The sequence below is a fragment of the Variovorax sp. PMC12 genome, assembly GCF_003019815.1.
Lineage (GTDB): Bacteria > Pseudomonadota > Gammaproteobacteria > Burkholderiales > Burkholderiaceae_C > Variovorax.
Genome location: NZ_CP027773.1, coordinates 562724 through 585506, shown reverse-complemented (window position 1 = coordinate 585506; position 22783 = coordinate 562724). Strand labels below are relative to the sequence as shown.

The following is a 22783-nucleotide window of genomic DNA, read 5'->3' as shown; positions in this document are numbered from 1 at the left end:
GTCTTGTGTCGTCGCGGCGCCGATCCCCGCTACGGCGCGCGGGCTACTCGGCCTCGATGCCGGCGGCCTTCACGATGCGGCCCCACTTCTGCGATTCGGCCGCCTGGAACTTGGCAAGCTCCTCTGGCGAGGTGGTGAACACTTCGGTGCCGGTGGGTTCGTAGAACGCGGCCTTCGCCGCCTCGCTCTTCGCGGCCTTCACCAGCAGTTCGTTGAGCCGCTTGACCACGGCCGGCGGCGTCTTCGCCGGCGCATACGCGGCGAACCAGTAGCCCATCTCATAGCCCTTCACGCCGGCTTCGGAAATGGTGGGCACGTCGGGCGCGAGCGGCGAGCGCGCGGAACTGGAGATGCCCAGCGCGCGCAGCTTGCCGGCCTTGACCTGCGGCAGGCCGGTGGCGGTGTCGGTGATCATCATGTTGATCTGGCTGCCCAGCAGGTCGGTCACCGCGAGCGTGTTGCTCTTGTACGGCACGTGCAGCAGCTTGATGTCGGCCATCTGCTGCAGCAGCTCGCCGGCCATGCGGCTCGACGAACTGCCGCTGCCGAAGCTGTACTTGCCCGGCTCCTTCTTCGCGAGCGCGATGAACTCGGCCACGCTCTTCGCCGGGAACGACGGGTTCACCACCATGATCTGCCCGCCCTTGCCCAAGGCGGCGACGGGTGCGAAGTCTTTCACCGGGTCGTAGGGCAGCTTCTTGAACAGGTGTTCGTTGGCGGCATGCGTGGTGTTGGTGGTGATCAGCACCGTGTAGCCGTCGGCAGGCGCCTTCGCCACGTTCTGCGACGCGATGAAGCCGCTGGCGCCGGCCTTGTTGTCGATGATGACGGCCTGCTTGGTCTTGGCCGCGATCTGGTTGCCGAGCGCGCGCGCAATCTGGTCGGTGGCCGTGCCGGCCGCGAAGGGCACCACGAAGGTGATGGCTTTCTCCGGGAAGGCCTGTGCATGGCCCAGCAGCGGCGCGAGCGCCAGCGCGGTGGTCAGCACGGTCAGGGGGAATCGTTTCATTGTTTTGTCTCCGGAATTGGAAGGGGCAGTGGAAAAGGTGGAAGCCGGCTACGGTCCGCCCAGCAAAGGCACGAGCGGGCGCGGCACGCGAACGGGCATGTCGAGCAGCAGGAAGGAAAGCGCCTTGCCGTGCGCATCGAGATTCAGCGCATCGTTGACGCCGCCGTCGAGCACCGCGTCGAGCACGAAGTTCATCGCATGCAGTTTCGGCAGCAGGAAGCGCTGCACCTGCGACGGTGCACGGTGGCGGAACTGCGCGGCCACGCGCTCGGGCGTGAGTTGCTCGGCCAGCAGCGGATACAGCCCGGGGTGCCAGGCGATGACGCTGATGTTGGAGCGGTCGCCCTTGTCGCCGGTGCGGCCGTGGGCCGCGCGGTAGAGAGGCACCTCGATGGTGTCTTCAGGAATATTGCTCATGCCAGTTCCTCCGCGGCCAGCAGCTCGAAGCGCACCGGCACCGCCTCGCGCGAGAGCAGGCACGACAGCGTGTTGAGCCGCGGCGTGAGCGCGGTGCGCACGCCGCCGCCGCCGGCCGGACCGCAGGTGTAGAGCGCGGTCACCTCGCGGCCAAGCCGTTCGGCCTGGGCACGGTCGGCATGGGTGGCCGCGACGCGCAGGCGCACGTCGCGCAGGCCGCTGTCGGGCGTGTCCGCCAGTGCGCGGCCCGCGTCGTCGCCGAGGATGCTCAGCGCGCCGATCAGGTCGACGCGCAGCGCAAGGCCGTCGAGCCGCTTCTTCAGCACCTCGGCCGCGAGCCGCGCGCGCGCTTCGGCGCGAGGGCCGGCGTAGGAAATCTCGCCCTCGGCCAGCCAGCCGCCTTCATGGCAGACGTTGACCTTGTAGTTGCGCGGCCGCTCGTGCCCGCGCACGCCGCGCAGCTCGACGCGGTCGGCGCCGGGCAGCGCGCGCACCTCGGCGTCGGCGATGTCGGCGACCACGTCGGGCGTCAGGTAGGCGGCGGGGTCGTGCACTTCGTAGAGCAGTTGCTCCTTCACCGTGGCTTCGGTCACGAGGCCGCCGGTGCCGTCGGCCTTGCCGATGACGCAGCCGCCGTCGGCGTCGATCTCCGCGATGGGAAAGCCGACCGACTCGAGCCCCGGCACGTCCTTGTAGCCGGGGTCGGCAAAGTAGCCGCCGCACACCTGCGCGCCGCATTCGAGCAGATGGCCGGCCATGGTGGCGCGGCCCAGCCGGTCCCAGTCGTCGGCGCGCCAGCCGAAATGCGACATGGCCGGCCCCACGGTGAGCGACGGGTCGGCCACCCGGCCGCACACCACGATCTGCGCGCCCGCGTCGAGCGCGGCGGCAATCGGCTCGGCGCCGATGTAGGCATTGGCACTGACCACGCGCAGCCCTTCCATTCGCGCGCCGAGCGCTTCGCGCAGCACCGCGCGATGCCCGGCGCCCGAGAGGTCGTCGCCCTCCACCACCGCGATGCGCGGGGCGCTGGCGCCCAGTTCGCGCGCCATGCGGGCGATGTGCCGGGCGGCGGCGCGCGGGTTGGCGGCGCCGAAGTTGCTCACGATGCGGATGCCGTGCGCCAGGCAGCGCGCCAGCACCGGCCGCAGCATGTCGTCGAGCAGCGGTTCGTAGCCGGCATCGGGGTTGGCGCGGCGGCGCAGTTGCGCCAGCGCCAGCGTGCGCTCGGCCAGCGTCTCGAAGATGAGGAACGCGCGCCGCCCCGCGGGGCCTTGCGCGAGACGCGCGATCAGCGTGTCGACCACCGGGCCGGCGGCGTCGGTGCGGTCACCCGAGAAGCCGGCCGCGCATCCGATCAACAGCGTGGGCGTTGCAGCAATGGAAGTCATCGAGCCGCACTGTAGGCAGCCCGCCATCATCCGCAAAAATCGAAAATACGGATCGATTGATCTGCTTTTCAAATAACGTATCCGGCCACCGGAACCCCGAGGCATGAAAAAGACGCCAGACCTCTCCACGCGGCAGCTGCGCGCCTTTCTCGCGCTGGCCGAGCACCGCAACTTCACGCGCGCCGCGCAGACCAGCCACCTGTCGCAGCCGGCCTTCAGCGCGCTCATCCGCACGCTCGAAGACGCCGTCGGCACGCGCCTGTTCGACCGCGACACGCGCAGCGTGCAGCTCACGCCCGAGGGGCTGCTGTTCGAAGGCTCGGCGCGCCGGCTGCTCGACGACATGGGCAACGCGATGGTCGACCTGGCAGACCACGTGGAGCGCCGCAAGGGCCGCGTGCGCGTGGCCGCCCTGCCCTCGCTCGCGGCCGGCTGGCTGCCCGCGGTGTTCGCGGAATTCATGCAGGCCTGGCCCGGCATCCGCGTCGACCTTGACGACGCACTGTCCGACGCCTGCATCGCGCTGGTGCGCGGCGGCCAGTCCGACTTCGCGCTCGCCGCCTCGGGCGCGGAGGCCGCGGCGGGCAGCGACCTGCGCGCGCGCAAGCTGTGCAGCGACCGCTTTCACCTGGTGTGCCGCACCGACCATCCACTGGCGCGCGAGCCGCGCCTCACGGTCAAGAAAATCGCGCCGCATCCGTTCATACAGATGGCGCGCAACAGCAGCGTGCGGCAGGCACTGGACGCCGCGCTGCATCCGCAGCGGCTGAACGCGGTGTTCGAGGTCGAGCACCTGGCCACCGTGATGGGGCTGGTCGAGGCGGGCCTGGGCATCAGCGTGGTGCCGGCGCTCACGCTGTTCCACTTCCAGCGCGAAACGCTGGTGACCCGCCCGCTGCCCCTGCCCGCGCTCACGCGCACGCTGTACCTGGTGCAGCGGCGCGAAGGCAGCCTGTCGGTGGCGGCGCAGACGCTGTACGACCTGATCGTCGCGCGGCTCGGCTCGCTGCGGCTGGATTGAGCCCGGCGCGGGCATCGCGTGCCGCCGGCCAGCACGCCCGGCTACTGCGGAACGGCCGGGCTCGCGAAGCTCAGACCGGTGTCGCCCGGGGAGTCACCCCGGCACTGGCAACGTCGATTGCGCTCTTCCTTGCCGCCTCCGCCATGGCGGCCAGCGCCGTCGGATTGGGCGTGGGCTCGCCGACCTTGCGCAGCAGGTTGCGGTCGGTGTGGCTGAAGGGCTCGGCCTGGCCGCGCACGCTCAACACGGTTTCCTGCTCGTACGACCAGCTGCGGTCGTCGTGGATGGTGACGGCGATGCTGTAGCGCAGCGTCTTGAATGCATGCTCCAGGAACGGGTTGGCCAGGATGCCGTTGGTCTCTCCGCCGCGCACCGCCTCCAGCCTGAAACTGCGGTCGCCGGCCTTCGCCTGGCCGGCGGCCATGGCCGTCAGCCCGCGCGGGATCGACAGCGTCTGCACCAGCGCGCCCGTGGCGGGCTCCCAGAGCCAGTAGCCGACCTGGTCGTGGAAGGTTTCGACGTCGTCGGGCTTGACGATGCGCAGGTGATAGCGCAGCCCGTAGAAGATCTGCGGGCCGTTGGTCTGCGCGTCGATGGGCTGGAACTCCGCATGCTCGATGAACGCTTCGGCTTCAGGGCCTTCGGGCTTCGGGCTCACGTCGTGGCCGGAAGTGCCGATCCACACGCCCGCGAGGCCGGTCAGCGGGCCGAGGTTGGCAAGCGTATGCGGATCGGGCTCCGGTTCGGTATAGATGTCTTCGGGAAATTCAGGGGAGTCCGGGAGCTCGGCCATTTTTTTCTTCCTGGAGTTTTGCGGGAGTGTGGACGACAAGCTGGTCACTGATCAAGACGGATGCCGACCTTGGCGATGATCGCACCCCACTTGCGCGCCTCGCTATCGATGAAGGCCTTGAATTCCTCGGGCGAACCGCCGCCCGCCACCAGCCCCTGGTTGGCCAGCAGTTCGCGCACCGCCGGCTCGCGCAGCACGGCGTTGACGTCCGCGTTGATGCGGTGCACCACCTCGGGCGGCGTGCCGGTCGCGGTGAAGAAGCCGTTCCAGGCCAGCGACTCGAATCCTGCGTAGCCCGCCTCGGCCACCGTCGGCAAGTCTTTCATGAGTTCCGAGCGGGTGGCGCTGGTCACCGCGATGAGCTTCACCCGATGGCCCTGGATCAGCGGCAGCAACGCAGGCGCCACCGTGAACAGCGCCTGCGTGTCGCCCGCGGCAAGCGACAGCCCTGCGGGCGGCGAGCCCGAGTACGGCACGTGCACCGCCTCCATCTTCGTCACGCTGCGCAGCAGCTCCATCGTGAGGTGCGACGAACTGCCCGCGCCCACGGACGCATAGCTGAACTTCGAGCCCTGCTTCCTGGCCCAGTCGACGAATTCGGGCAGCGTGTTCGCCGGGTTGCTCTCCTGCACGGCCAGCACATTGGGCTGCGAGGTCGTGAGCACGATGGGCACTAGGTCGCGGGACGGCGCATAGGGCATGCGCCGGTACATGTAGGGCCCGAATGCGATCGGGCCGTTGAAGCCGATGCCCAGCGTGTAGCCGTCGTGCGGCGCCTTGGCCACCGTGTCCATGCCGATCAGCCCGCCGGCGCCGGCCTTGGTCTCGATGACCACGGGCTGCTTCCAGATCACGCGCAGGCGGTCGGCCAGCGTGCGCGCGATCACGTCGAGCGAGCTGCCGGCCGGCGCGGGAACGATCACGCGAACGGGTCTGGACGGCCACTCCTGTGCACTTGCGCCAAGAGCCAGCAGGCTGGCGAGCAACAACGTAGCGAGTTTGTTCTTCTTCACTTCGGTCCTTCGGTGGATCGCTCAAGGTCGCGCGAAGGTATCACCGATTCCATGCCCGGGTGCCCGGCGAGTCTGGCCGACAACATCCTGCGCAAGACTCCATTGCTGCTGTAGCACTTTGCCTGGTCAATGTCATCCCCTGATCGCGGATTGACAAACCCCAAGGCATGACCGACTGTGCGCCCTTCGTTAGCGGAGGTCTGCGCATGTCGTACAAGGTTCGGGCACGCATCTGGGAATTTTCACGGAGCAGGCGTGCATGGCATGCGGCCTTCCTAGTTGCAACATTGTTCGCATTCATTCCACCTGACGCCATTGCCCAGCCCAGTATCTGGCGGGCGGAGGTGCCGGGCTCGCTCCCCGCACAGGATCGTTCCCCCATCGTGCAGTTGGCGGGCCGCTTCGGCAATCCATCGGAACACGCACTTCAGATCAAGACTTCCGAAAGCCCGCCGGGGGAAGCGTCGGACGTCTTGCAGAGAGTCCAGACGGACCAGATCCAGCTTTCCGTCATACCTATCGACACCCTTACTGCGCAGTTTCCAGACTTCGCTGTCTTCAATTCGATTTTCCTCTTCAAGGACTTCGACGCCGTCGACAAGTTCGAAGCGAGTGTCGATGGCCGCAAACTTTTGAAATCGCTCGAGAAGAAGGGGCTGAGAGGGCTGGGATACCTGCACGGTGGCATGGTGCAAATCGCATCGCGCAAACCCCTGCTCGCCTTTGACGATCTGAAGGGACTCAAGCTCGGCACCCCCACGAATGAAACCGAGATGCGTCAATTCACGGCCTTGGGTGCATCGCCGGTTCCATTGGCCAGTGCAGTCAGAACGGTAGCGCTGGAGAACGGCGCCGTGGACGCGACCGAGATCGGATGGTTGGAACTCGCGCGCGCAGGCAACCGCGCCTCCGGATTTTCGATCCTGGAGAGCAACCACCGCTATCGCGGTTACGTGCTTGTAGCCAACAAGACCAGCTTCGACAAGCTGCCCGCTCTGGCTCGCCTCCAGCTTCTGACCAACGCCAAGTCGATCATCGATGAGCACAATGCCGGCGTCAGGCGCTCCGAGAACGCGGCCCGGCAACTGGTTCTGCTGGACACGAAGAGTTCGAGCTTTTTTTCGGCAAACGACTACGACGCGCTCATCGAGAAGCTGAAGATTGGCGGTTGGTCGACAACATCCAAGCAAAGAACTGCTGTCGTAAGAGCACTTGCGGTGAGTGATCTTGGACTGGCACAGAAACACTTCGTCAACGTCGCACCAAGCCAACCGCCGCCTCCGGCCCCCTTGCCCGATTGGGCGCTTGTTCCAACTTCCGCTGGCAGCGCGTCTCAGCCGGCGGCAACCACGGAAGCCATCGTCTACAACGCGGACCTGTCGCCGCAACTCCAGCGACGCAAGGATTTCCCCAGGCGGCCGGTGCTGAAGTCCCGACAGATGGCCACGCTGAGCTTCGGCATCGGTCCCGCACGATCCAGTTCGGTTCTTGCGCCGATGTCACCGCCTCCCGAAATTCTGAAGAGCAGGGAAGACGTCTCCTTGACGATAGTCCTGGCATGCTCGTTCTGCGAACCGAATGTGGAGTCGCTGAAGAAGATCACCTACAGCCCGAGCCTGCATCGCTCGAATGAGGTCAGCTTCCAGTTCACGCCCCAGCGTGGTTCGCAGGACACGCCCTACACCGCAACCTTGCAACTCTTGATCATCAACGACAAGACCGGCGTGGAGCATGACCGCTTGTCGGTCGTTGTCGGCGTTGATTCGGAAGGCGATTTGCCTGCAGCCTCTGCCGAGAATGTTGCGGCCGCCGGGGCGTCCGCACCGTCCGGCACGTCGGATTGGACTCCCGACGTTGTTCTCTATGCCACCAAGGAAAGCGAACGAAGCATCAGCATCCGGATCGAGCCCAAGAATGAAGACTTGAAGAAACTGCTGGGCCCACTTGCGCTGGATGCCCAGGGGCAGTCGGTGAAATTCGATTCGGGAGTGACGGATCCGGACCTCATCGCCGCGATGACGACATCGACCTACGGTGCCATGTCGGCAGTCAGCTTGCAGGGCGAATTCATCAAGCGGCTGAGTGCCACTGGGTCCGATGCCGTCGTATCCACGGAATCGCAAGAGAGTCTTCTTCTAACTCCCGAGGAATCCACAAACGTAGCCAAGACCATCGCCGACGCGGGCCAGCAACTCTATCGGCACCTGTTCACGCAAGCTTCCGACAGCAGGCTGGGTGCACTCGTGCGAAAACTCGAGTTGGCCGGGGCCCAGGCCAAGGGCCGCCCGCTGCGCCTTCAAATAGTCACCGATCGAATCTCGCTGCCCTGGCAGTACCTGCATCCCCCGGGCAAGACCATCGATGCAGCAAGATTCTGGGGGCTCCAATTCAATCTCAGTGTGCTGCGCGCCGGCACGGGTGGTCCCCCAAAAGAGGCGACCAGGAACAGGAGCCTTGCACGCAAGGTCGTATTCGCTCTCTACGGCAGCAGCGCGGATTCCAGTGTTTCCTTCGCAAGAAAGCAGATCGAGCAATTGAGCAGCATTCCGGTATCGGACCTGCTGGAGGTGGACTCGGGAACAGATTTTCTCGGCAAGGCTTTGACGAGTCAGCGAGAGCAGATCTCCGCCATCGTTACGTTCCTTCACGCTTCTTCTGGCGCGACCCAAACGGCAAGCACCGCCGCTCCTCAGGAACCGCAACTCTCTTTCAATGACGGTGACCTCGTCACAAGCTACCGCCTCGAAAGACTACTGAACGCGCAAAGCTCCGAAGAACTGGAATCACGTGCGCCCTATCTTTCCGGAACGCCGCTCGTCATTCTCAACGCGTGCGAAACCGGACCGTCGATTCCCCTTCCCCACGTCCGCCTGCAAGACGCGTTGTTTGCGCTTGGTGCGCAGGGCGTGCTGGTCACGGAAGTTCCGGTGTGGACTCATCTCGGTCACGAAATGGGCATGCAGCTCATCACACGGCTTGGAAAAGGCGAACCTGTCAGCGATGCCCTGACCGCCATCCGCCGCGAGCTCTACGCGAAAAAGAGAAATCCGCTGGGATTGCTCTACGTCTACTACGGCGATCCCGCGGCGACCCTGAGGCATTGACCCATCATCACGAGGAGAACCCACCATGCGATCCGAGTCCAGTCGACGCACTTTCATTGCGAGCCTCGCGGCCATGCTTGCACCGCTTTCGGCTAATGCAGCCACAGAGCCTTTATGCCCGACCGACCCAAGCATTTCCGACCCGAGTGCGCCCCTGACGATCGACACGCATGCGCATTTCTTCAACGGCAGCGACCTGCAGATCAGAGCTTTTCTCTCGGGCACTGTCGTGGGAAAGGACTCCGAACTCTACCCCCTCGTCAACGCGATGGGTTCAGTGCTGCAGACGCTTGGCTGGCATCTCGCACCGAGTGCCAAGGATGAGATGCGTGCCATTGCAAGCTACGCGGCATCTCTCAAGAATTGCGCTTCTCCGGTAGAAGCGCGAACCGTGGCGATGCCTTCTTTTCAGGAAGGCTATGCAATAGGAAGCGATCAGCTGCGAACTGCGGCAGAAGTGCTCTACCAGGCACCCTCGGGCGCATCGGTGTTGGGCCCCAAAGGCAGTCGGACCGGTCTTGGCGCAGTAATCGACGACCTGCCCAAAACGTACGACGAGTACGAGCAGCGCAGAAACTCCGGCGCATCCGTGATGGGAAGTCATCCAACGCTCTCCGGCTATGTGCGATTCATCCTGCACAACTTCAATCATCGCCATGTGAACGCAATCGACTATCTGACGACCTACTCGAAAAACTCGCCGCGCAAGATCGATTTAGTCGTGTCCAGCATGGTTGACTACGACTGGTGGCTCGCGAAAGGGAAGAGCACGCCAACCTCGCTATCCGAGCAGGTCGACTTGATGGCGGAGATCTCCATCCTGCTCGGCGGACGCATGCATGGCTTCGTGTCCTTTTGCCCGTTCCGCGAAGCGATGACCATCGGCTCGGATGGCATGGGAGATTCGCTTCGTCTCGTAAAGAAGGCCGTTGAGACCCGTGGATTCATCGGCGTGAAGCTCTATCCGCCGATGGGCTTCGCCCCCTTGGGAAACAAGGGACTGAAGGTCTGGAAAGGAAAACCCGGTCTTCCGGCTGCCGCGGCGGACCCTGATTTTGGCAAGCGTCTCGATGCAGCGATGAGAAGCCTCTTTGCGTACTGCCTCGCCAACGAGGTCCCGATCATGGCCCACACCAATCATTCGAATGGGCCTTGGGAAGACTTCAAGGCACTTGCGGGCAGCCAGTACTGGTCTCTTGCATTGCAAGCGTTTCCGGGTTTGAGAGTGAGCTTCGGCCATTTTGGCGATACCGATCTTGAAGACCATGGGGGCGCGAAAACTCGCGAGTTCCTCAAGCTGATCAGCCCGACCTCGGGCTCAGCCGGTGCAAACACCTACGCCGACAGCAGCTACTTCGCAGGCGTTCTGACCAACCAGACGAAAATTTCCCAGACCCTGCAGGCACTTTACGCGGCCTCCGACAACAACGTACTTTTCGAACGCCTCATGTATGGCACGGACTGGACCATGATCCTGCCGCAGCGCAATGTCGATCGCTATCTGTCCGACTTCACGGACGTGATGCGGCGCATCGAGAAAGACCAGCCGAGCATCACCGCCCGCCAGACGTCCCTTTCAAATGCGTTCTTCGGAAAGAATGCAGTTCAGTATCTGGGTCTGGCTGCGGGTCAACCTAATCGGCGCCGTCTCGAGACCTTCTACGCACTCAACAAAGTGCCTGAACCTGACTGGATGCGAAAGCTTGGTTAGAGGCCTCGACAGTTGAACCGGTATAGATTTGTGTACTTGTTCGCGACCATCTAGTGCTTCCATTTGTAATGAGTGTGGCGGTTTTTTGGGGAGTTCGGCTCACCGTGGAAACACGTCTTATCCCGCACGAAAAAAACTAAACCGAAAGGCTTCCACAGCACCTCCGAACGGCATCCCTGCCTTTAACCACTTCGCGAACGTGCTGATTTCCGGGGGGCTTCAAACCGCCCCGACATCGCGGCAAGATGCGCATCCGCCGATTCTTGCGTCACCCGACCAACTGAAGGAGCCCCCTCATGTTCGCCACGCCCGAACGCACCATCAAGACCCCCGGCCCCGATCACCCGATCACCATCGCGCGCAATCCGCTTCGCGTGGTGGTGTCGGTGGACGGCCGCGTCATTGCCGACACGCGCGAAGCGCTGACGCTGCGCGAAGCGCATTTCGGAACCGTGCACTACATCCCGCGCAAGGACGTGAAGATGTCCTTGCTGGAACGCACCTCGCATGCAACCTACTGCCCGTACAAGGGCGAGTGCAACTACTACAGCATTCCCGCCGGCGGCGAGCGCTCGGTGAATGCGGTGTGGACCTACGAGTCGCCCTACGAGCCGGTCGCCCAGATCAAGGACCACGTGGCCTTCTATCCCGACCGCGTCGGCCCCATCGAGGAGCGGGTGGCCTGACGACGACACCCGAGCCCCCTCTTCCGGCGCACGCGGGCGCCGGAACCGACACGTGGAGAATGGCAGCGGCAACCATCCTCCACGTCCATGAACATCAGACTCGCACTCTACGAACTGGCCCGCATCCATCGGCTGCCGTCGGCACGCATGCACGCGCTGTTCGCGCTGGCTGAACTCGACGCGCAACCTACGCAACTGCCGCAGCGCTTCTGGCGCGTCGTCGCGCTGCTCGCCGCGGGACTCGGCGGCTTCGGCATCGCGATGTGGGTGGCAGCCAACTGGGGATCGCTGGGCCGCGCCGGGCAGTTCGCATTGCTGCAAGGCTGGGTGCTGCTGACGGCGCTGGCCGCATGGCGCAGCGCGACGCTTCGCACACCGATGGGCCTGTTGTGCCTGCTGGGTACGGGCGCACTGTTCGCCTACTACGGCCAGACCTACCAGACCGGTGCCGATGCCTGGCAGCTGTTCGCGCTGTGGGCCGTTCTCAGCCTGCCGCTGTGCCTTGGGGTGCGCAGCGACGTGCTGTGGTTTCCCTGGGCGACGGTGGCATGCAGCGCGATCGGCCTCTGGACCTATGCGCACACAGGCCACCGCTGGCGCTTCGACGACAGCGACCTGCCGATCCACCTGGTCGGCTGGGGCATGGGCGTGCTGCTCATCACCGTGCTGAGCCCGTGGGCACGGCATTGGGTCGGCGAAACGCACTGGTCGCAACGGCTGGCGATGCTGGCGCTGGCCGTGAACGTGACGCTGACCTCGCTTGCAGGCCTTCTCTGGCGCAGCGAGGTTTCGCCCCACTACTTTATGGGCCTGGCGCTGATGTGTGGTGCCGGCGGCATGCTGATGCAGCGGCAATGGTTCGACATCGTCGGCCTGAGCGCCGCCGTGCTCTGCGTCGACACCCTGCTGGTCGCCGGCCTGGCTCGCATCCTGTTCGACGGCGGCGGCATCGACACCATGGGCCGGTTGCTGCTCATCGGGCTGGTGGCCGCTGGATTGCTGGCCGTGTCCGTGGCCGTGGTGATGCGCAGACAAAGCACCGTATTGGCGGCATCGCGGCAGCAAGGAGCGACCGCATGATCGCCCCGTCCGAGATCATCCGGCGCGCCGCGGCCCAGGGCCTGCTGCCGCAAGACGCGCAATGGCCGCGCGAGGATTCCCGCCCCGGGGCGGTGCTGCTGCTGACTTCGTTGGGAGCCTGGCTCGCCGTGCTGCCGCTGCTGGGCGCGATCGGCCTGGCATTCGGCGATGCGCTGCTGCGCGAAGGACCGGCACTGTACGTATCGGGACTCGGCCTGCTGGCCGTGAGCGTCGTCATCCTGCGCCAGGGCGGACTGGCGCTGTTCATCGAACAGCTCTGCCTGCCGGCCGTGATGCTGGGCCTGTGCTGCCTGGGATGGGCGCTGTTTCGCGACCTGTCGGTTTCCGTCGCCGCGCTGGGCATGTGCGCTGCCAGCGTCGTGCTGGCATCGCTCGCGCCGCTGCACTGGCTGCGCAGCCTGCTGGGCATGATGCTGGGCGTGTTCCTCACCGTCGCCGTCATGGGATGGTCGAGCGGCGAAGAAGCCTTCGATCACCTGTTCTGGTCCGGCCGCTTTCGCTGGACCTGGTGGCTTCAGGCGCACATCGGCCTGGCCGCATGGCTCGCGGTGCTCTGGCTGCTGCCGCGGTTGCCCGGCGCCCGCACCGGCAGCCTGCTGGAGAGCCTGGCCGAAGGCTGGTGCGCGCAGCTGTTGCTGATGCTGGTGCTGCTGTCGGGCACCACGTTCATGCTCGGTGGTGTGGTTCCAGGCAGCAGCGCAGGAAGCGAAATGGGCCAGGCCGGCAGCGGTTTCGACCTGCTCGGCAGCACGCGGAACATGGTGTCGGTGCTGTGTGCCCTGGGTGCGGCCGCGCTGTTGGCCAGTCGCTGGCCGGCACTGCGGCAAATGCCGCTGGCGGTCTTGTGCGCCTTCATGCCCAACCTCGGGGCGGCCTGCCTTTGCACCGCGGCATTGGCGGTGACGCAACGCTGGCGGCTCGCCGCCCTCGGCTGCGCGGCCGCGCTCTGGATCGTGGGCAGCTTCTACTACCTGCTCGCGTGGTCGCTGGCGGACAAGGCGCTGCTGCTCGTGCTGATCGGTGCCGCGCTGGGCGCACTGGCCTGGCTGGCAACGCGCGCCATGTCGCATGCGGCCGGCGCCGAGAGCGTTGCGCAGAACGCCGGCAGCTGGTGGAAGAACAGGCGGCTCGCCGGCATCGCGCTGGCAGGTGTCGCCACGCTGGCCGTGGCGAACTTCGCCATCTTCGAGAAGGAAAACATCATTCGCGACGGCCGCCCCGTGTTCGTTCGACTGGCGCCTGTCGACCCGCGCTCGCTGATGCAGGGCGACTACATGCGGCTGAACTTCGCATTGCCCGATCGAATGGACCGGGACGACCATCCTCGCGGTGGCCGGCGGCCGACCGTGCTGGTGCGCCCCGATCCGGCGCTGCCGTCGGCCTATACGCTGCATCTGCCATCGGCCCTGGAGCCGCGGCAGAGCGACGACATCGAAGTACCGCTCAGTGCCAAGGACGGGAGCTGGGTCTTCGTCACCGACGCATGGTTCTTCAAGGAAGGCGACGCGCAGAAGTTCGAAGGTGCGCGTTACGGCGAATTCCGCATCCTGCCCAGTGGTTCGGCCCTGCTGGTGGGCATGGCGGACGATCAATTGCGGCCGATTCGGTAGCGCGCACGGCCCATGAAAAAGCCGGCCCCGCTTGTGCGGAGCCGGCTTCTTTTTTTTGATTCGACTGACTTCGCCGGAGCGGCGAAGCAAGTCAAGGCAGACCGATTACAGCGGCAGCGTGTCGCCGCGAGCAGCAGCGCGGGCAGCGGCACGCACGGTGGCGCGATCGACGCCGCTAGCCAGCACAGGCGCCACGCCCGACGAAGCGCCGTCGGCATACGGGTTGGCACTGTGCGCGGCGGCCACGGCTTCGGCGCGAACGGCTGCGCGGCTGGTGGCTGAAGCGGTCAGTTGCACCGGGCCCGAGTTGGCGCCATCGGCATAGGGGTTGGCGCTGTGCGCGGCCACGACGGCCTGGCTGGCGACCTCGGCGCGGCTCGCGGCGGAAGTCAGTTGATGCACGCCGTCATAGCTTTCGGCATGGGCAGCGCCGGCAGCGGCCAGCAGAGCGAGAGAGACGGCGGAGAGGAGTTTCGAGGCGGTCATTTGGAGGTCCTTCAATCGGTTGGTTTCTTTTCACCTGGATCAGCTGAAGGGCTGGTCCATGGAAAGAATTTTGCGCCGCCGAACCGATAAAAAACCGCATCGAAAAGAACCGCGGTGTTCGTGTGAAGGAAACAATCGCTGCGCCCGCCCCTCCCTCCCGCAACGCCCTTTCAGTCGAGCAGCACGCCCGCCAACACCGTGCTCACGATGCATTCGAGCGCCTGCTCGTAGTGCACCGCCGTGAGCTTCTTCACCTGCAGCACCGCGTTCACGATGGGCTCGTAGTCGGCATAGAACTGGGTCGAGGCCCAGAGCATGAAGAGGAAATGGCGCGCGTCGATCCTGCGGATCTTCTTGGCAGCCATCCAGGCTTCGAGCACCTCGATGCTGGCGGCCGTGCTCTGCGCGATGTGCGCCCTGTCGGCGGCCGACAGGAAGGTGCCGCCGCGCACCACCTCGTTGGCGAACAGTCGCGCCTCCAGCGGATTCTTGCGGCCCATCCGGAGCTTGGCTTCCACGTACGCACGCAGCGCCACGGCGGGTTCGGTCTCCACCTTGAGGATGCGCAGCGCGCTGTCCCATTCCTCCAGCAGCGGCGCGAAGGTGGCGCTGTAGAGCTCTTCCTTCGTGGGGTAGTAGTAGTAGACGTTGGCCTTGGGCAACTCGGCCACGGTGGCGATCTCCGCGATGCGCGCGCCGTCGAAGCCCTTGGCCGCGAACACCTCGCTGGCGGCCTTGAGGATCTTGCGCTTGTTGGCCGCCCTGATCTCCCTGTCCGCGGTTGTCTCGGGTGCCGAAGGTCGTGTTGTCTTGGTTTCGCGCATGGCTTTGAGTCGCTTTTTTTGACCGGAGCAAATTCTAGAGGTGGCCCGGCGCGACGGCCGGGAAAGCACCAGCAAAAAAATCTGACTATATCGTCAATTTATTACTTAGAATTTCCTGACGAACTGATCAGCTTTTTTGAAGTTTGAATGTAAGCCATGCCTCAAGCCCTGCGCACCGCCTTGCAAGAAACCCTGCTCGACTGGCAGGACGACCTGCCCGATGAATGGCGCAGCGCGCTCGGCGGCGTGCGGCTGGACTTCGAAGGCGTGGACGCTCGACTCGAGCTGGAAGCCTGGGAACCCATCTTTCCGGCGCGCAAGGGCCGCCGCCTGCCCGGCATGCCGGCAGGCGCGCACATGCTCAAGGCCTTCGACAGCGTGATGCCCTCGAAGGTGCGCTGCCTGGTGCTGGGGCAAGACCCTTACCCCTCGATCGACATCGCCACCGGCCGCGCCTTCGAGGTCGGCAACGTCGCCCGGTGGCGCGAGCTCGACAAGATGTTCACCAAGAGCATCCGCGCCTGGGTGCAGATGCTGGCCGAGGCCCGCACGGGCGACGCGGGCTACGGCGGCAGCTTCGCCAACTGGCCGCGCACGCTGGCGGACATCGAATCGGGCGCGCTGCCATTCGAGACACCCGACTGGCTGAGCGACCGCTGGATCGAAGACGGCGTGCTGCTGCTCAACACCTCCTTCACGCTCAGCCGCTTCCAGGTGGCCATCGACCCGCATCAGTCGCACGGACACCTGGTGCTGTGGAAGCCGCTCATCCAGGCGGTGCTGGCCCACCTGCTGCAGCGCGGCGAGCCGCTGGTCTGCATGGGCTTCGGCGCTTCGGCCGCGGAGGCCTTCGCGGCGGCGGGCATCGGCGAGGGCCGCAACGGCAATGTCGCCTGCATCCTGCGCGAGCACCCCGCCTACGCGGACGCCGTGCTCGGCCTGCCCAACCCCTTCGTGCTCTGCAACACCCATCTGGCCGAGATGGACAGCACCCCCATCCACTGGTGACCACCCCAATGAACGACAAGAACGACTACGACTACATCATCGTGGGCGCGGGCTCCGCGGGCTGCGCCCTCGCCGCGCGGCTCAGTGCGCGCCCCGCCACGCGCGTGCTGCTGCTGGAGGCCGGCGGCAAGGACTCCAACCCGCTGTTCCGCCTGCCGATGCTGATGGGCAAGCTGTTCCAGTCGGGCATCTACAACTGGCACTTCCACACCGAGCCCGAACCCAACCTCAATGGCCGCAAGATCTACTGGCCGCGCGGCAAGGTGCTGGGCGGCACGTCGACCATCAATGGCATGATCTACGTGCGCGGCGGCAAGCAGGACTACGACGGCTGGGCTGCCATGGGCAACCCCGGCTGGTCGTACAAGGACGTGCTGCCCGCCTTCAAGCGCTCCGAAGGCCACATCCAGCGCGACGGCGTGTTCCACAACGCCAAGGGCGAACTCACCGTGTGCCGCGCGCGCGGCTGGAACGCATTGCTCGACGTGTTCTGCGCTGCGGGCCAGCAGGCCGGCTATCCGCTGAACGACGACTTCAATGGCGCCAGCCAGCTCGGCTTCGGCCGCTACGACTTCACCATCAAGAACGGCAAGCGCTGGTCCACCTCCTTCGCCTTCCTGCGGCCGGCGCTCAAGCGCAGCAACCTCAAGGTCGTGACCCGCGCGCGCACGCACAAGGTACTGGTGGAGCGGGCCCGGGCCGTGGGCGTGTCCTACGAGCTGCACGGCCAGATGCGCACCGTGCGCGCGCGCAAGGAAGTGATTCTTTGCGCCGGCGTGGTCGGCTCGCCGCACCTGCTCATGCTGTCGGGCATCGGCCCGAAGGAAGAGCTGGAGCAGCACGGCATTGCGGTGCTCAAGCCGCTGCCCGGCGTGGGCGGCAACCTGCAGGACCATGTGGACTGCGTCATGTCCTATGAGTGCAAGCAGCCCGTCACGCTCTACAAGGACCTGCGCTTCGACAAGATCGCGTTCTCCGTGGTGCAGGGCATGCTGTTCGGCGAAGGCATCACCACCACCTTCCCCTACGAGGCCGGCGCCTTCATCAAGACCTCGCCCGAGCTCGCCAACCCCGACGTGCAGCTGCACTTCATGCCCGCGCTGGAGAAGACGGCCAACCTGTACTTCCCCAACCCGTTCAGGAAGAGCACGGTCGAGGCCAAGCACGGCTTCACCCTGCGCGTGGGACCGGTCAACCCGAACAGCAAGGGCCGCATCCGGCTGCGCTCGGGCCGCCCGACCGACGCGCCGATGATCGAGCCCAACTACCTGGACACCGAGTTCGACCGCAAGACCATGGTCGATGCGATCCGCGCCACGCGCCGCATCATCGAGCAGCCCGCATTCGACGACTACCGCGGCAAGGAGATCGCGCCCGGCCCCGAGAAGCAGAGCGACGAAGACCTCGTCGCCTGGCTGCGCGCCACCGCCATGACCACTTTCCACCCCGTGGGCACCTGCAAGATGGGCCACGATGAACTGGCCGTGGTCGACCACCGGCTCAAGGTGCACGGCATCGAGGGCCTGCGCGTGGCCGACGCCTCGATCATGCCGGTCATCTCCAGCGGCAACACCAATGCACCGGCCATCATGATCGGCGAGAAGTGCGCCGAATTCATCCTGGCCGGCCAGTAGAAGCACGAACCCCAGGCCAGCAGGAGCACAGCAAAAAAATGATCGTCGAACACCGCCTCTACACCTTCCGCCCCGGCACCATCGACCAGTGGCGCGAGAAGTACGAACGCGAGGGCCTGCCGGTGCAGAAGCGCCACCTCAACAAGTTCGTGGGCCTGTACATCTCCGAGATCGGCCGGCTGCACACCTCGGTGCTGATCTGGGCCTACGACAGCCTTGCCGACCGCGAGGCCCGCCGCGCCGCCATGTACGCCGACCCCGAGTGGCAGGCATTCATCAAGAGCGTGTGGGCGCTCGACGCCATCCAGAGCCAGGACGTGATGATCATGAACCCCGCCCCCGGTTCGCCGACGCCCTGAGCGCATTTCTTCCCCGCAGCAATTTCGTCCGCCAGTTCTTCAACCCGAGAGACATCCGCATGACAAGCAACGCATCCTCCCGCGCCGCCACGCCCCGGCGGCAGATACTGAAAGCCGCGGCCGGCCTTGGCGGTGTCGCCATGGCCAGCGCCCTCTATCCGCTGATCGCGAATGCCAAGGGCGGGCTGATCGCGCTGGTGCACACGCAGGCTGCGGGCGACGCCAGCGCGGTCGACGCGATGATTGCGCGGCTCAAGCTGCTGGGCAAGGAAACGGGCATGCAGACGCGCGCCATCTACGCGAAGGACCCGTCGACCTACGAGACCATCTTCCGCACGCTGGGCGATGCCGGCGCGGCCATCATCGTGTCGACCTTCAACGAAGTGACCGAGCCCTTCAAGGCGCTCGCGCCCAAGTACCCGAAGACGCAGTGGCTGCAGCTGTTCGGCGACGAGATGAAGCCCGCCATCCCGAACGTGACCACCGTCTCCTACGACTACTACCTGGGCACCTACCTGGCCGGCATCTTCGCGGGGCGCATGTCGACCACGGGCAAGATCGGCTTCATCGGCGGCATGTCGATCCCGCCGCTGAATGCCGACTACAACGCCTTCAAGGCCGGCGTGCTGTCGGTGCGCAAGGACGCCGCGGTCACGGTGGCCTTCGCCGGCTCGTTCCAGGACCCGGTGAAGGGCCGCGAGATCGCCACGCAGATGTTCAACGGCGGCATCGACTTCATCCAGACCGACGCCGCCGCGACCGACGCGGGCATCATCGCCGCCGCCAACGACAAGCCCGGCCGCCTGCTGAGCTGCCTCGACCCGGCGCAATACCCGCAGGGTCCGAAGACGCTGATTTCCATCGTCAGCCTGCACTTCGGCAAGTCGCTCTACGACGAGGCCAGCAAGATCCTCAAGAACGGCAAGGGCGGCGCGCACCTGAACACCGGCCTGGGCACCGGGGTGGTGGGCCTGGAGCTGTCGCCGCTGTTCCAGAAGGAAGGCGACAAGGCCGTGGCGGCCAAGGCCGAAAAGGTGATGGCCGAGATCCGCACCGCGCAGGCGGCCATCCTGAGCGGCGCCCTGAAGGTGCCTTTCAACACCATCCTCTGACCCTCGCCACCGCAGCATGAACAGCAGTTCCTCGAACAGCGGGGCCTCTCCTGCGCGCCCGGCGCTGGTGCTCGACGGCGTCACCGTGCAATACGACACCGTGAAGGCGCTGTCGGACGTGTCCATCGCTTTCGAGGAAGGCCGCATCCATGCGGTGGTCGGCCAGAACGGCGCGGGCAAGACCACCTTCGCCCGCGTCTGCTCCGGCCTGGTGAAACCCACGCACGGCCGCGTGCAAATCGGCGAGCACGAGATCCGCACCGGCCACGTGAACGCCGCGCGCGCGGCCGGCGTGGAACTGGTGCACCAGAGCTTCGCGCTGCCCGCGTCTTTCACCGTTGCGCAGGCGATGGAGTTCGGCGCCACGCGGCACAGCGGACTGTTCACCAGGCGCCAGCTGGAAGCGCGCTGGCAGGCGCATCTCGACGGGCTGGGCCTTTCGGTCAGCCCGCGCGAAGTGATCCGCAACCTGCCCATCGAGACGCAGCAGGGCATCGAGATCGCGCGTGCGCTGGTCACCGACGCGCGCGTGCTGATCCTGGACGAACCCACGGCGGTGCTCGCACCGGCGGGCGTGGAGACGCTGTTCGAGCGCATCCGCATCCTGAAGAAGCGCGGCGTGACCGTCGTGCTCATCCTGCACAAGATCCGCGAGATGATGGCCATTGCCGACACCGTGAGCGTGCTGCGCCGCGGCGAGCATGTCACCGGCCCAGTGCCATGCGCATCGATCGGCGCGGCCGAACTGAGCCAATGGATCATGGGCGACGCCAAGGCACCGGTGCAGGCAGCCGCGGCACCGCCGCGTGCAGCCGAAGGGCTCACGGCTCCCACCGTGCTGCGCATGCACAAGCTCTCTACCCAGCCCGACGCCGAGGGCGCGGCGCTGAACGAGGTGAGCCTCGACGTGCGCGCCGGCGAGATCATCGGCATCGCCGGCGTCGAAGGCAACGGCCAGCGCACGCTGGTGCGCGCCATCTCGGCGCTGGCCGGCACCGCGTCCGGCACGCTCGAGTTCGGCGGCAAGGACATGACGCACAGCGACCTCGCCACGCGGCGCGCCGCGGGCCTGCGCATCATCCCGTTCGAGCGCAACGTCGAGGGCCTGTCGCTCAACAGCAGCCTGTGGGAGAACTGGTCCATGGGCCGCCTGCTGCAGGGCGGGCTGCTGTCGTTCGTGCGCCCGAAGAAGCTCCAGGCCGAGTGCGACGTGGCGCTCGCGCAATGGGGCGTGCGCTACGCCAACTGCGGCCAGCCTGCGGGCTCGCTCTCCGGCGGCAATGCGCAGAAGGTGATCTTCGCGCGCGAAGTGGACGACAGCGCCCGGCTCATCATCGCGGCGCAGCCCACGCGCGGCCTCGACATCGGCGCCACGGCCTACGTGTGGAAGGCGCTGCGGCAGGCGCGCGACCGGGGCGCGGCCATCATCCTCATCTCGTCCGACCTGGACGAGCTCTTCGACATCAGCGACCGCGTGCTGGTCATGCTGCGCGGGCAGGTGGTCGGCGAATACGGCGCGCCCTACGACCTGCGGCAGGTCGGCCAGGCGATGGTGGGAGCACACGCATGACGGCCTCTCGCATGCTGCCCGTGCTGCGGGTGGTGGTCTTCGTCTGCTTCGCGCTGCTGCTGTGCGCGCTGGCCTTCATGGGCGCCGGGCTCGACGCGGGCGAGCTGTTCACCGGTATCCTCGACGGCGCCTTCCTGCGCGACGGGGCCCTGCACCAGGGCCTGCGCTGGGCCATGCCGCTGTTCATCACCGCCACCGGCGTGGCCATCGCGTTCCGCGCGGGCTTCTTCAACATCGGCGCCCAGGGGCAGTTCTATGTCGGCTCCATCTTCGCGGCGTTCACCGCCGAGTGGCTCGCGGGCGGTCCGGCCTGGCTGGTCGTCGCCTGCTGCCTGCTCGCGGGCATGCTGGGCGGCGCGCTGTGGGCCATGTGGCCGGGCCTGCTGCGCCTGCGCTCGGGCACCGACGAGGTCATCACCACGCTGATGGGCAACTTCCTGGCAGGCCTGCTGCTGGTGTACGTGACCTCCGGGCCGCTGAAAGACCCGACGGGCTCGGGACAGCAGGCATCGAGCCGGCCCATTGCCGACGCCTACCGCATCTCCGATTCGCTGGGCGTGTCGCCGCTGATCGTGGTGCTCACGCTGCTGGTGTTCGCGCTGTCGTGGCTGCTGGCCAACCGCACGGCGCTGGGCATCGTCGCCAACCTCGCGGGGCGCAACCCGACCATGGTGTCGTGGCAGGGTGCGCGGGTTGGGCGCATCGGCCTCTTCAGCTTCCTGGTGAGCGGCGCGCTGGCCGGGCTGGCCGGCGGCATCGAGCTGCTGGGCCCCAACGGGCGGCTGGCCAGCGGCTTCCTGCCCGCGCACGGCTTCACGGCCATCCTGATCGCGCTGGTCGCGCAGCTCACCATCGTCGGCACCGCCGTGTCCGCCCTCTTCTTCGGTGCGCTGGCATCGGCCGCGCTCTACCTGCCGGTGATGGCCGGCATGCCCGCGGCGGCCATCGAGGTCATCAACGCCACCATCGCCCTGTTCATCACGTCCCGCGCCAAGTGGCTGGACAAGCTCCTGACCCGAAAGCCCGCATGACAGACACGCTCGTCTCCATCCTGATCTCCGGCACGCCGCTGGTCTATGTCACGCTGGCGGGCGTGCTGGCGCAGCGCGCGGGCATCTGGAACCTCGGCCTGGAGGGCCTGATGATCATCGGCAGCTGCGCGCTCATCGTCGGCATCGTGCAGACCGGCTCGTTCGCCCAGGCCATGCTGATCGCCGCGGGGCTGTGCGTGGCGGCGTCGGCGCTGCTGTGGTGGGTGGTCGAGCGGCTCAAGGCCAACCCGATCATCGCGGGGCTGGGCCTGACGGGGCTGGGCCTCGGCGGCACCTCGCTCGCCATCCAGGCGCTGTACGACAGCGAAGCCACGGTGACTGCGCCGTTCGGCATTCCCAAGCTCAACAGCCTGACCAGCGTCGACCTGGGCGCATTCGGCGGCCTCTCGGTGTTCGTGCTGTTCATGCCCGTGGCGGTGTGGCTGGTGTGGCTGCTGCTGGAACGCACCCGGCTGGGCCTGCAGATGTCGGCCTCGGGCGAGCACCCGTTCGCGGCGCGCAGCGTGGGCGTGAACCCGGGGCGCATGCGCCTGCTGGCGCTGGCGCTCGGCGGCGTGCTGTGCGCCATCGGCGGTGCGGAGCTGGCCGGCGGCAGCCTGCAGATCTTCTCGCAGAACATGACGGCGGGCCGAGGCTTCATGGCGTTCGCGGCGGTGATCTTCGGCGCCGGCAGCGCACTCGGCGCCACCGGGGCGGCACTGTTCTTCGCGGTGGTTTCCGCGCTGGGCATCCGCGCCCAGCTGATGTATGGCGGCGCCATTTCCAACGACCTGCTGCAGTCGTTGCCCTACCTTGCGACCATCTTCGGCGTGTGGCTGAGCACCAAGCTGCGCGGCGGGCTGGGCTCCATCAGGGGCACGGCCGAGATGCGCGACTGAGCAG

At 66.3% G+C, this 22783-nt stretch carries 20 protein-coding genes; 13 read left to right on the top strand and 7 right to left on the bottom strand.

Features of this window, described 5'->3' with window-relative positions:
• Positions 1–43: 43 nt before the first annotated feature.
• From C4F17_RS02630 to C4F17_RS02620, 3 genes are read right to left on the bottom strand one after another with little or no spacing between them, the layout of a single operon-like run.
• Entirely contained in the window at positions 44–1009 is a 966-nt protein-coding gene (locus C4F17_RS02630) for a Bug family tripartite tricarboxylate transporter substrate binding protein (RefSeq protein ID WP_106934188.1), read from the bottom strand.
• 48 nt (positions 1010–1057) lie between these two features.
• Positions 1058–1426, bottom strand: a complete 369-nt coding sequence (locus C4F17_RS02625; RefSeq protein WP_106934187.1) for an AtuA-related protein — start codon at positions 1424–1426, stop codon at positions 1058–1060.
• A complete protein-coding gene (locus C4F17_RS02620) occupies positions 1423–2817 on the bottom strand; it encodes an acyclic terpene utilization AtuA family protein (protein WP_234382511.1) in 1395 nt (464 codons plus the stop codon). Before C4F17_RS02620 ends, C4F17_RS02625 begins: the two co-directional genes overlap by 4 nt.
• Positions 2818–2920: 103 nt before the next feature.
• Between C4F17_RS02620 and C4F17_RS02615 the strand changes: the two genes are divergently transcribed.
• A complete protein-coding gene (locus C4F17_RS02615) occupies positions 2921–3838 on the top strand; it encodes a LysR family transcriptional regulator (RefSeq protein WP_106934185.1) in 918 nt (305 codons plus the stop codon).
• Between the two features lie 70 nt (positions 3839–3908).
• Here C4F17_RS02615 and C4F17_RS02610 read toward each other — a convergent pair whose 3' ends face one another.
• Together C4F17_RS02610 and C4F17_RS02605 are read right to left on the bottom strand one after the other, a co-directional pair.
• Positions 3909–4631 carry an FABP family protein gene (locus tag C4F17_RS02610; protein ID WP_106934184.1) on the bottom strand — a complete coding sequence of 241 codons (723 nt, stop codon included), beginning with the start codon at positions 4629–4631 and terminating at the stop codon, positions 3909–3911.
• 44 nt (positions 4632–4675) lie between these two features.
• Positions 4676–5644, bottom strand: a complete 969-nt coding sequence (locus C4F17_RS02605) for a Bug family tripartite tricarboxylate transporter substrate binding protein (protein ID WP_106934183.1) — start codon at positions 5642–5644, stop codon at positions 4676–4678.
• 206 nt (positions 5645–5850) lie between these two features.
• Here C4F17_RS02605 and dctP point away from each other — a divergent pair, with 206 nt between their 5' ends.
• From dctP to C4F17_RS02580, 5 genes are all read left to right on the top strand, one after another.
• The gene (dctP, locus tag C4F17_RS02600; protein WP_159053598.1) at positions 5851–8748 is read left to right on the top strand and encodes a TRAP transporter substrate-binding protein DctP; all 2898 of its coding nucleotides are present in this window, start codon (positions 5851–5853) and stop codon (positions 8746–8748) included.
• Between the two features lie 25 nt (positions 8749–8773).
• Positions 8774–10459, top strand: coding sequence for an amidohydrolase family protein (locus tag C4F17_RS02595; protein ID WP_106934181.1), 1686 nt, complete (start codon positions 8774–8776; stop codon positions 10457–10459).
• Positions 10460–10755: 296 nt separating this feature from the next.
• Positions 10756–11145, top strand: coding sequence for a DUF427 domain-containing protein (locus C4F17_RS02590; protein ID WP_081269034.1), 390 nt, complete (start codon positions 10756–10758; stop codon positions 11143–11145).
• Between the two features lie 87 nt (positions 11146–11232).
• Positions 11233–12225: a DUF2157 domain-containing protein gene (locus C4F17_RS02585; protein WP_106934180.1), complete on the top strand. Its 993-nt coding sequence runs from the start codon at positions 11233–11235 to the stop codon at positions 12223–12225.
• Positions 12222–13856 (top strand): GDYXXLXY domain-containing protein, encoded by a 1635-nt coding sequence (locus C4F17_RS02580; protein ID WP_106934179.1) that lies wholly within the window; start codon positions 12222–12224, stop codon positions 13854–13856. Before C4F17_RS02585 ends, C4F17_RS02580 begins: the two co-directional genes overlap by 4 nt.
• A gap of 105 nt (positions 13857–13961) precedes the next feature.
• On the opposite strand, the gene C4F17_RS02575 is transcribed toward C4F17_RS02580, so the two are convergent.
• Complete coding sequence (locus C4F17_RS02575; RefSeq protein ID WP_081269037.1) at positions 13962–14342, bottom strand: helicase SNF2; 381 nt, start codon at positions 14340–14342, stop codon at positions 13962–13964.
• 170 nt (positions 14343–14512) lie between these two features.
• Positions 14513–15166: a TetR/AcrR family transcriptional regulator gene (locus C4F17_RS02570; RefSeq protein ID WP_106934178.1), complete on the bottom strand. Its 654-nt coding sequence runs from the start codon at positions 15164–15166 to the stop codon at positions 14513–14515.
• Positions 15167–15322: 156 nt separating this feature from the next.
• Here C4F17_RS02570 and C4F17_RS02565 point away from each other — a divergent pair, with 156 nt between their 5' ends.
• Genes C4F17_RS02565 through C4F17_RS02535 form a run of 7 tightly spaced genes read left to right on the top strand, consistent with a single transcriptional unit; the run spans position 15323 to position 22779 of the window.
• Complete coding sequence (locus C4F17_RS02565; RefSeq protein WP_199851910.1) at positions 15323–16174, top strand: hypothetical protein; 852 nt, start codon at positions 15323–15325, stop codon at positions 16172–16174.
• Positions 16175–16182: 8 nt separating this feature from the next.
• Positions 16183–17808 (top strand): GMC family oxidoreductase, encoded by a 1626-nt coding sequence (locus C4F17_RS02560; RefSeq protein ID WP_106934177.1) that lies wholly within the window; start codon positions 16183–16185, stop codon positions 17806–17808.
• Between the two features lie 38 nt (positions 17809–17846).
• Positions 17847–18167, top strand: a complete 321-nt coding sequence (locus C4F17_RS02555) for an NIPSNAP family protein (RefSeq protein ID WP_081269040.1) — start codon at positions 17847–17849, stop codon at positions 18165–18167.
• 59 nt (positions 18168–18226) lie between these two features.
• Positions 18227–19279: a BMP family ABC transporter substrate-binding protein gene (locus C4F17_RS02550; RefSeq protein ID WP_106934176.1), complete on the top strand. Its 1053-nt coding sequence runs from the start codon at positions 18227–18229 to the stop codon at positions 19277–19279.
• 16 nt (positions 19280–19295) lie between these two features.
• A complete protein-coding gene (locus C4F17_RS02545; protein WP_106934175.1) occupies positions 19296–20849 on the top strand; it encodes an ABC transporter ATP-binding protein in 1554 nt (517 codons plus the stop codon).
• The gene (locus C4F17_RS02540; RefSeq protein WP_106934174.1) at positions 20846–21880 is read left to right on the top strand and encodes an ABC transporter permease; all 1035 of its coding nucleotides are present in this window, start codon (positions 20846–20848) and stop codon (positions 21878–21880) included. The genes C4F17_RS02545 and C4F17_RS02540 overlap by 4 nt, the downstream gene beginning before the upstream one ends.
• Positions 21877–22779, top strand: coding sequence for an ABC transporter permease (locus C4F17_RS02535; protein WP_106934173.1), 903 nt, complete (start codon positions 21877–21879; stop codon positions 22777–22779). Before C4F17_RS02540 ends, C4F17_RS02535 begins: the two co-directional genes overlap by 4 nt.
• The last annotated feature ends 4 nt before the right edge of the window (positions 22780–22783 follow it).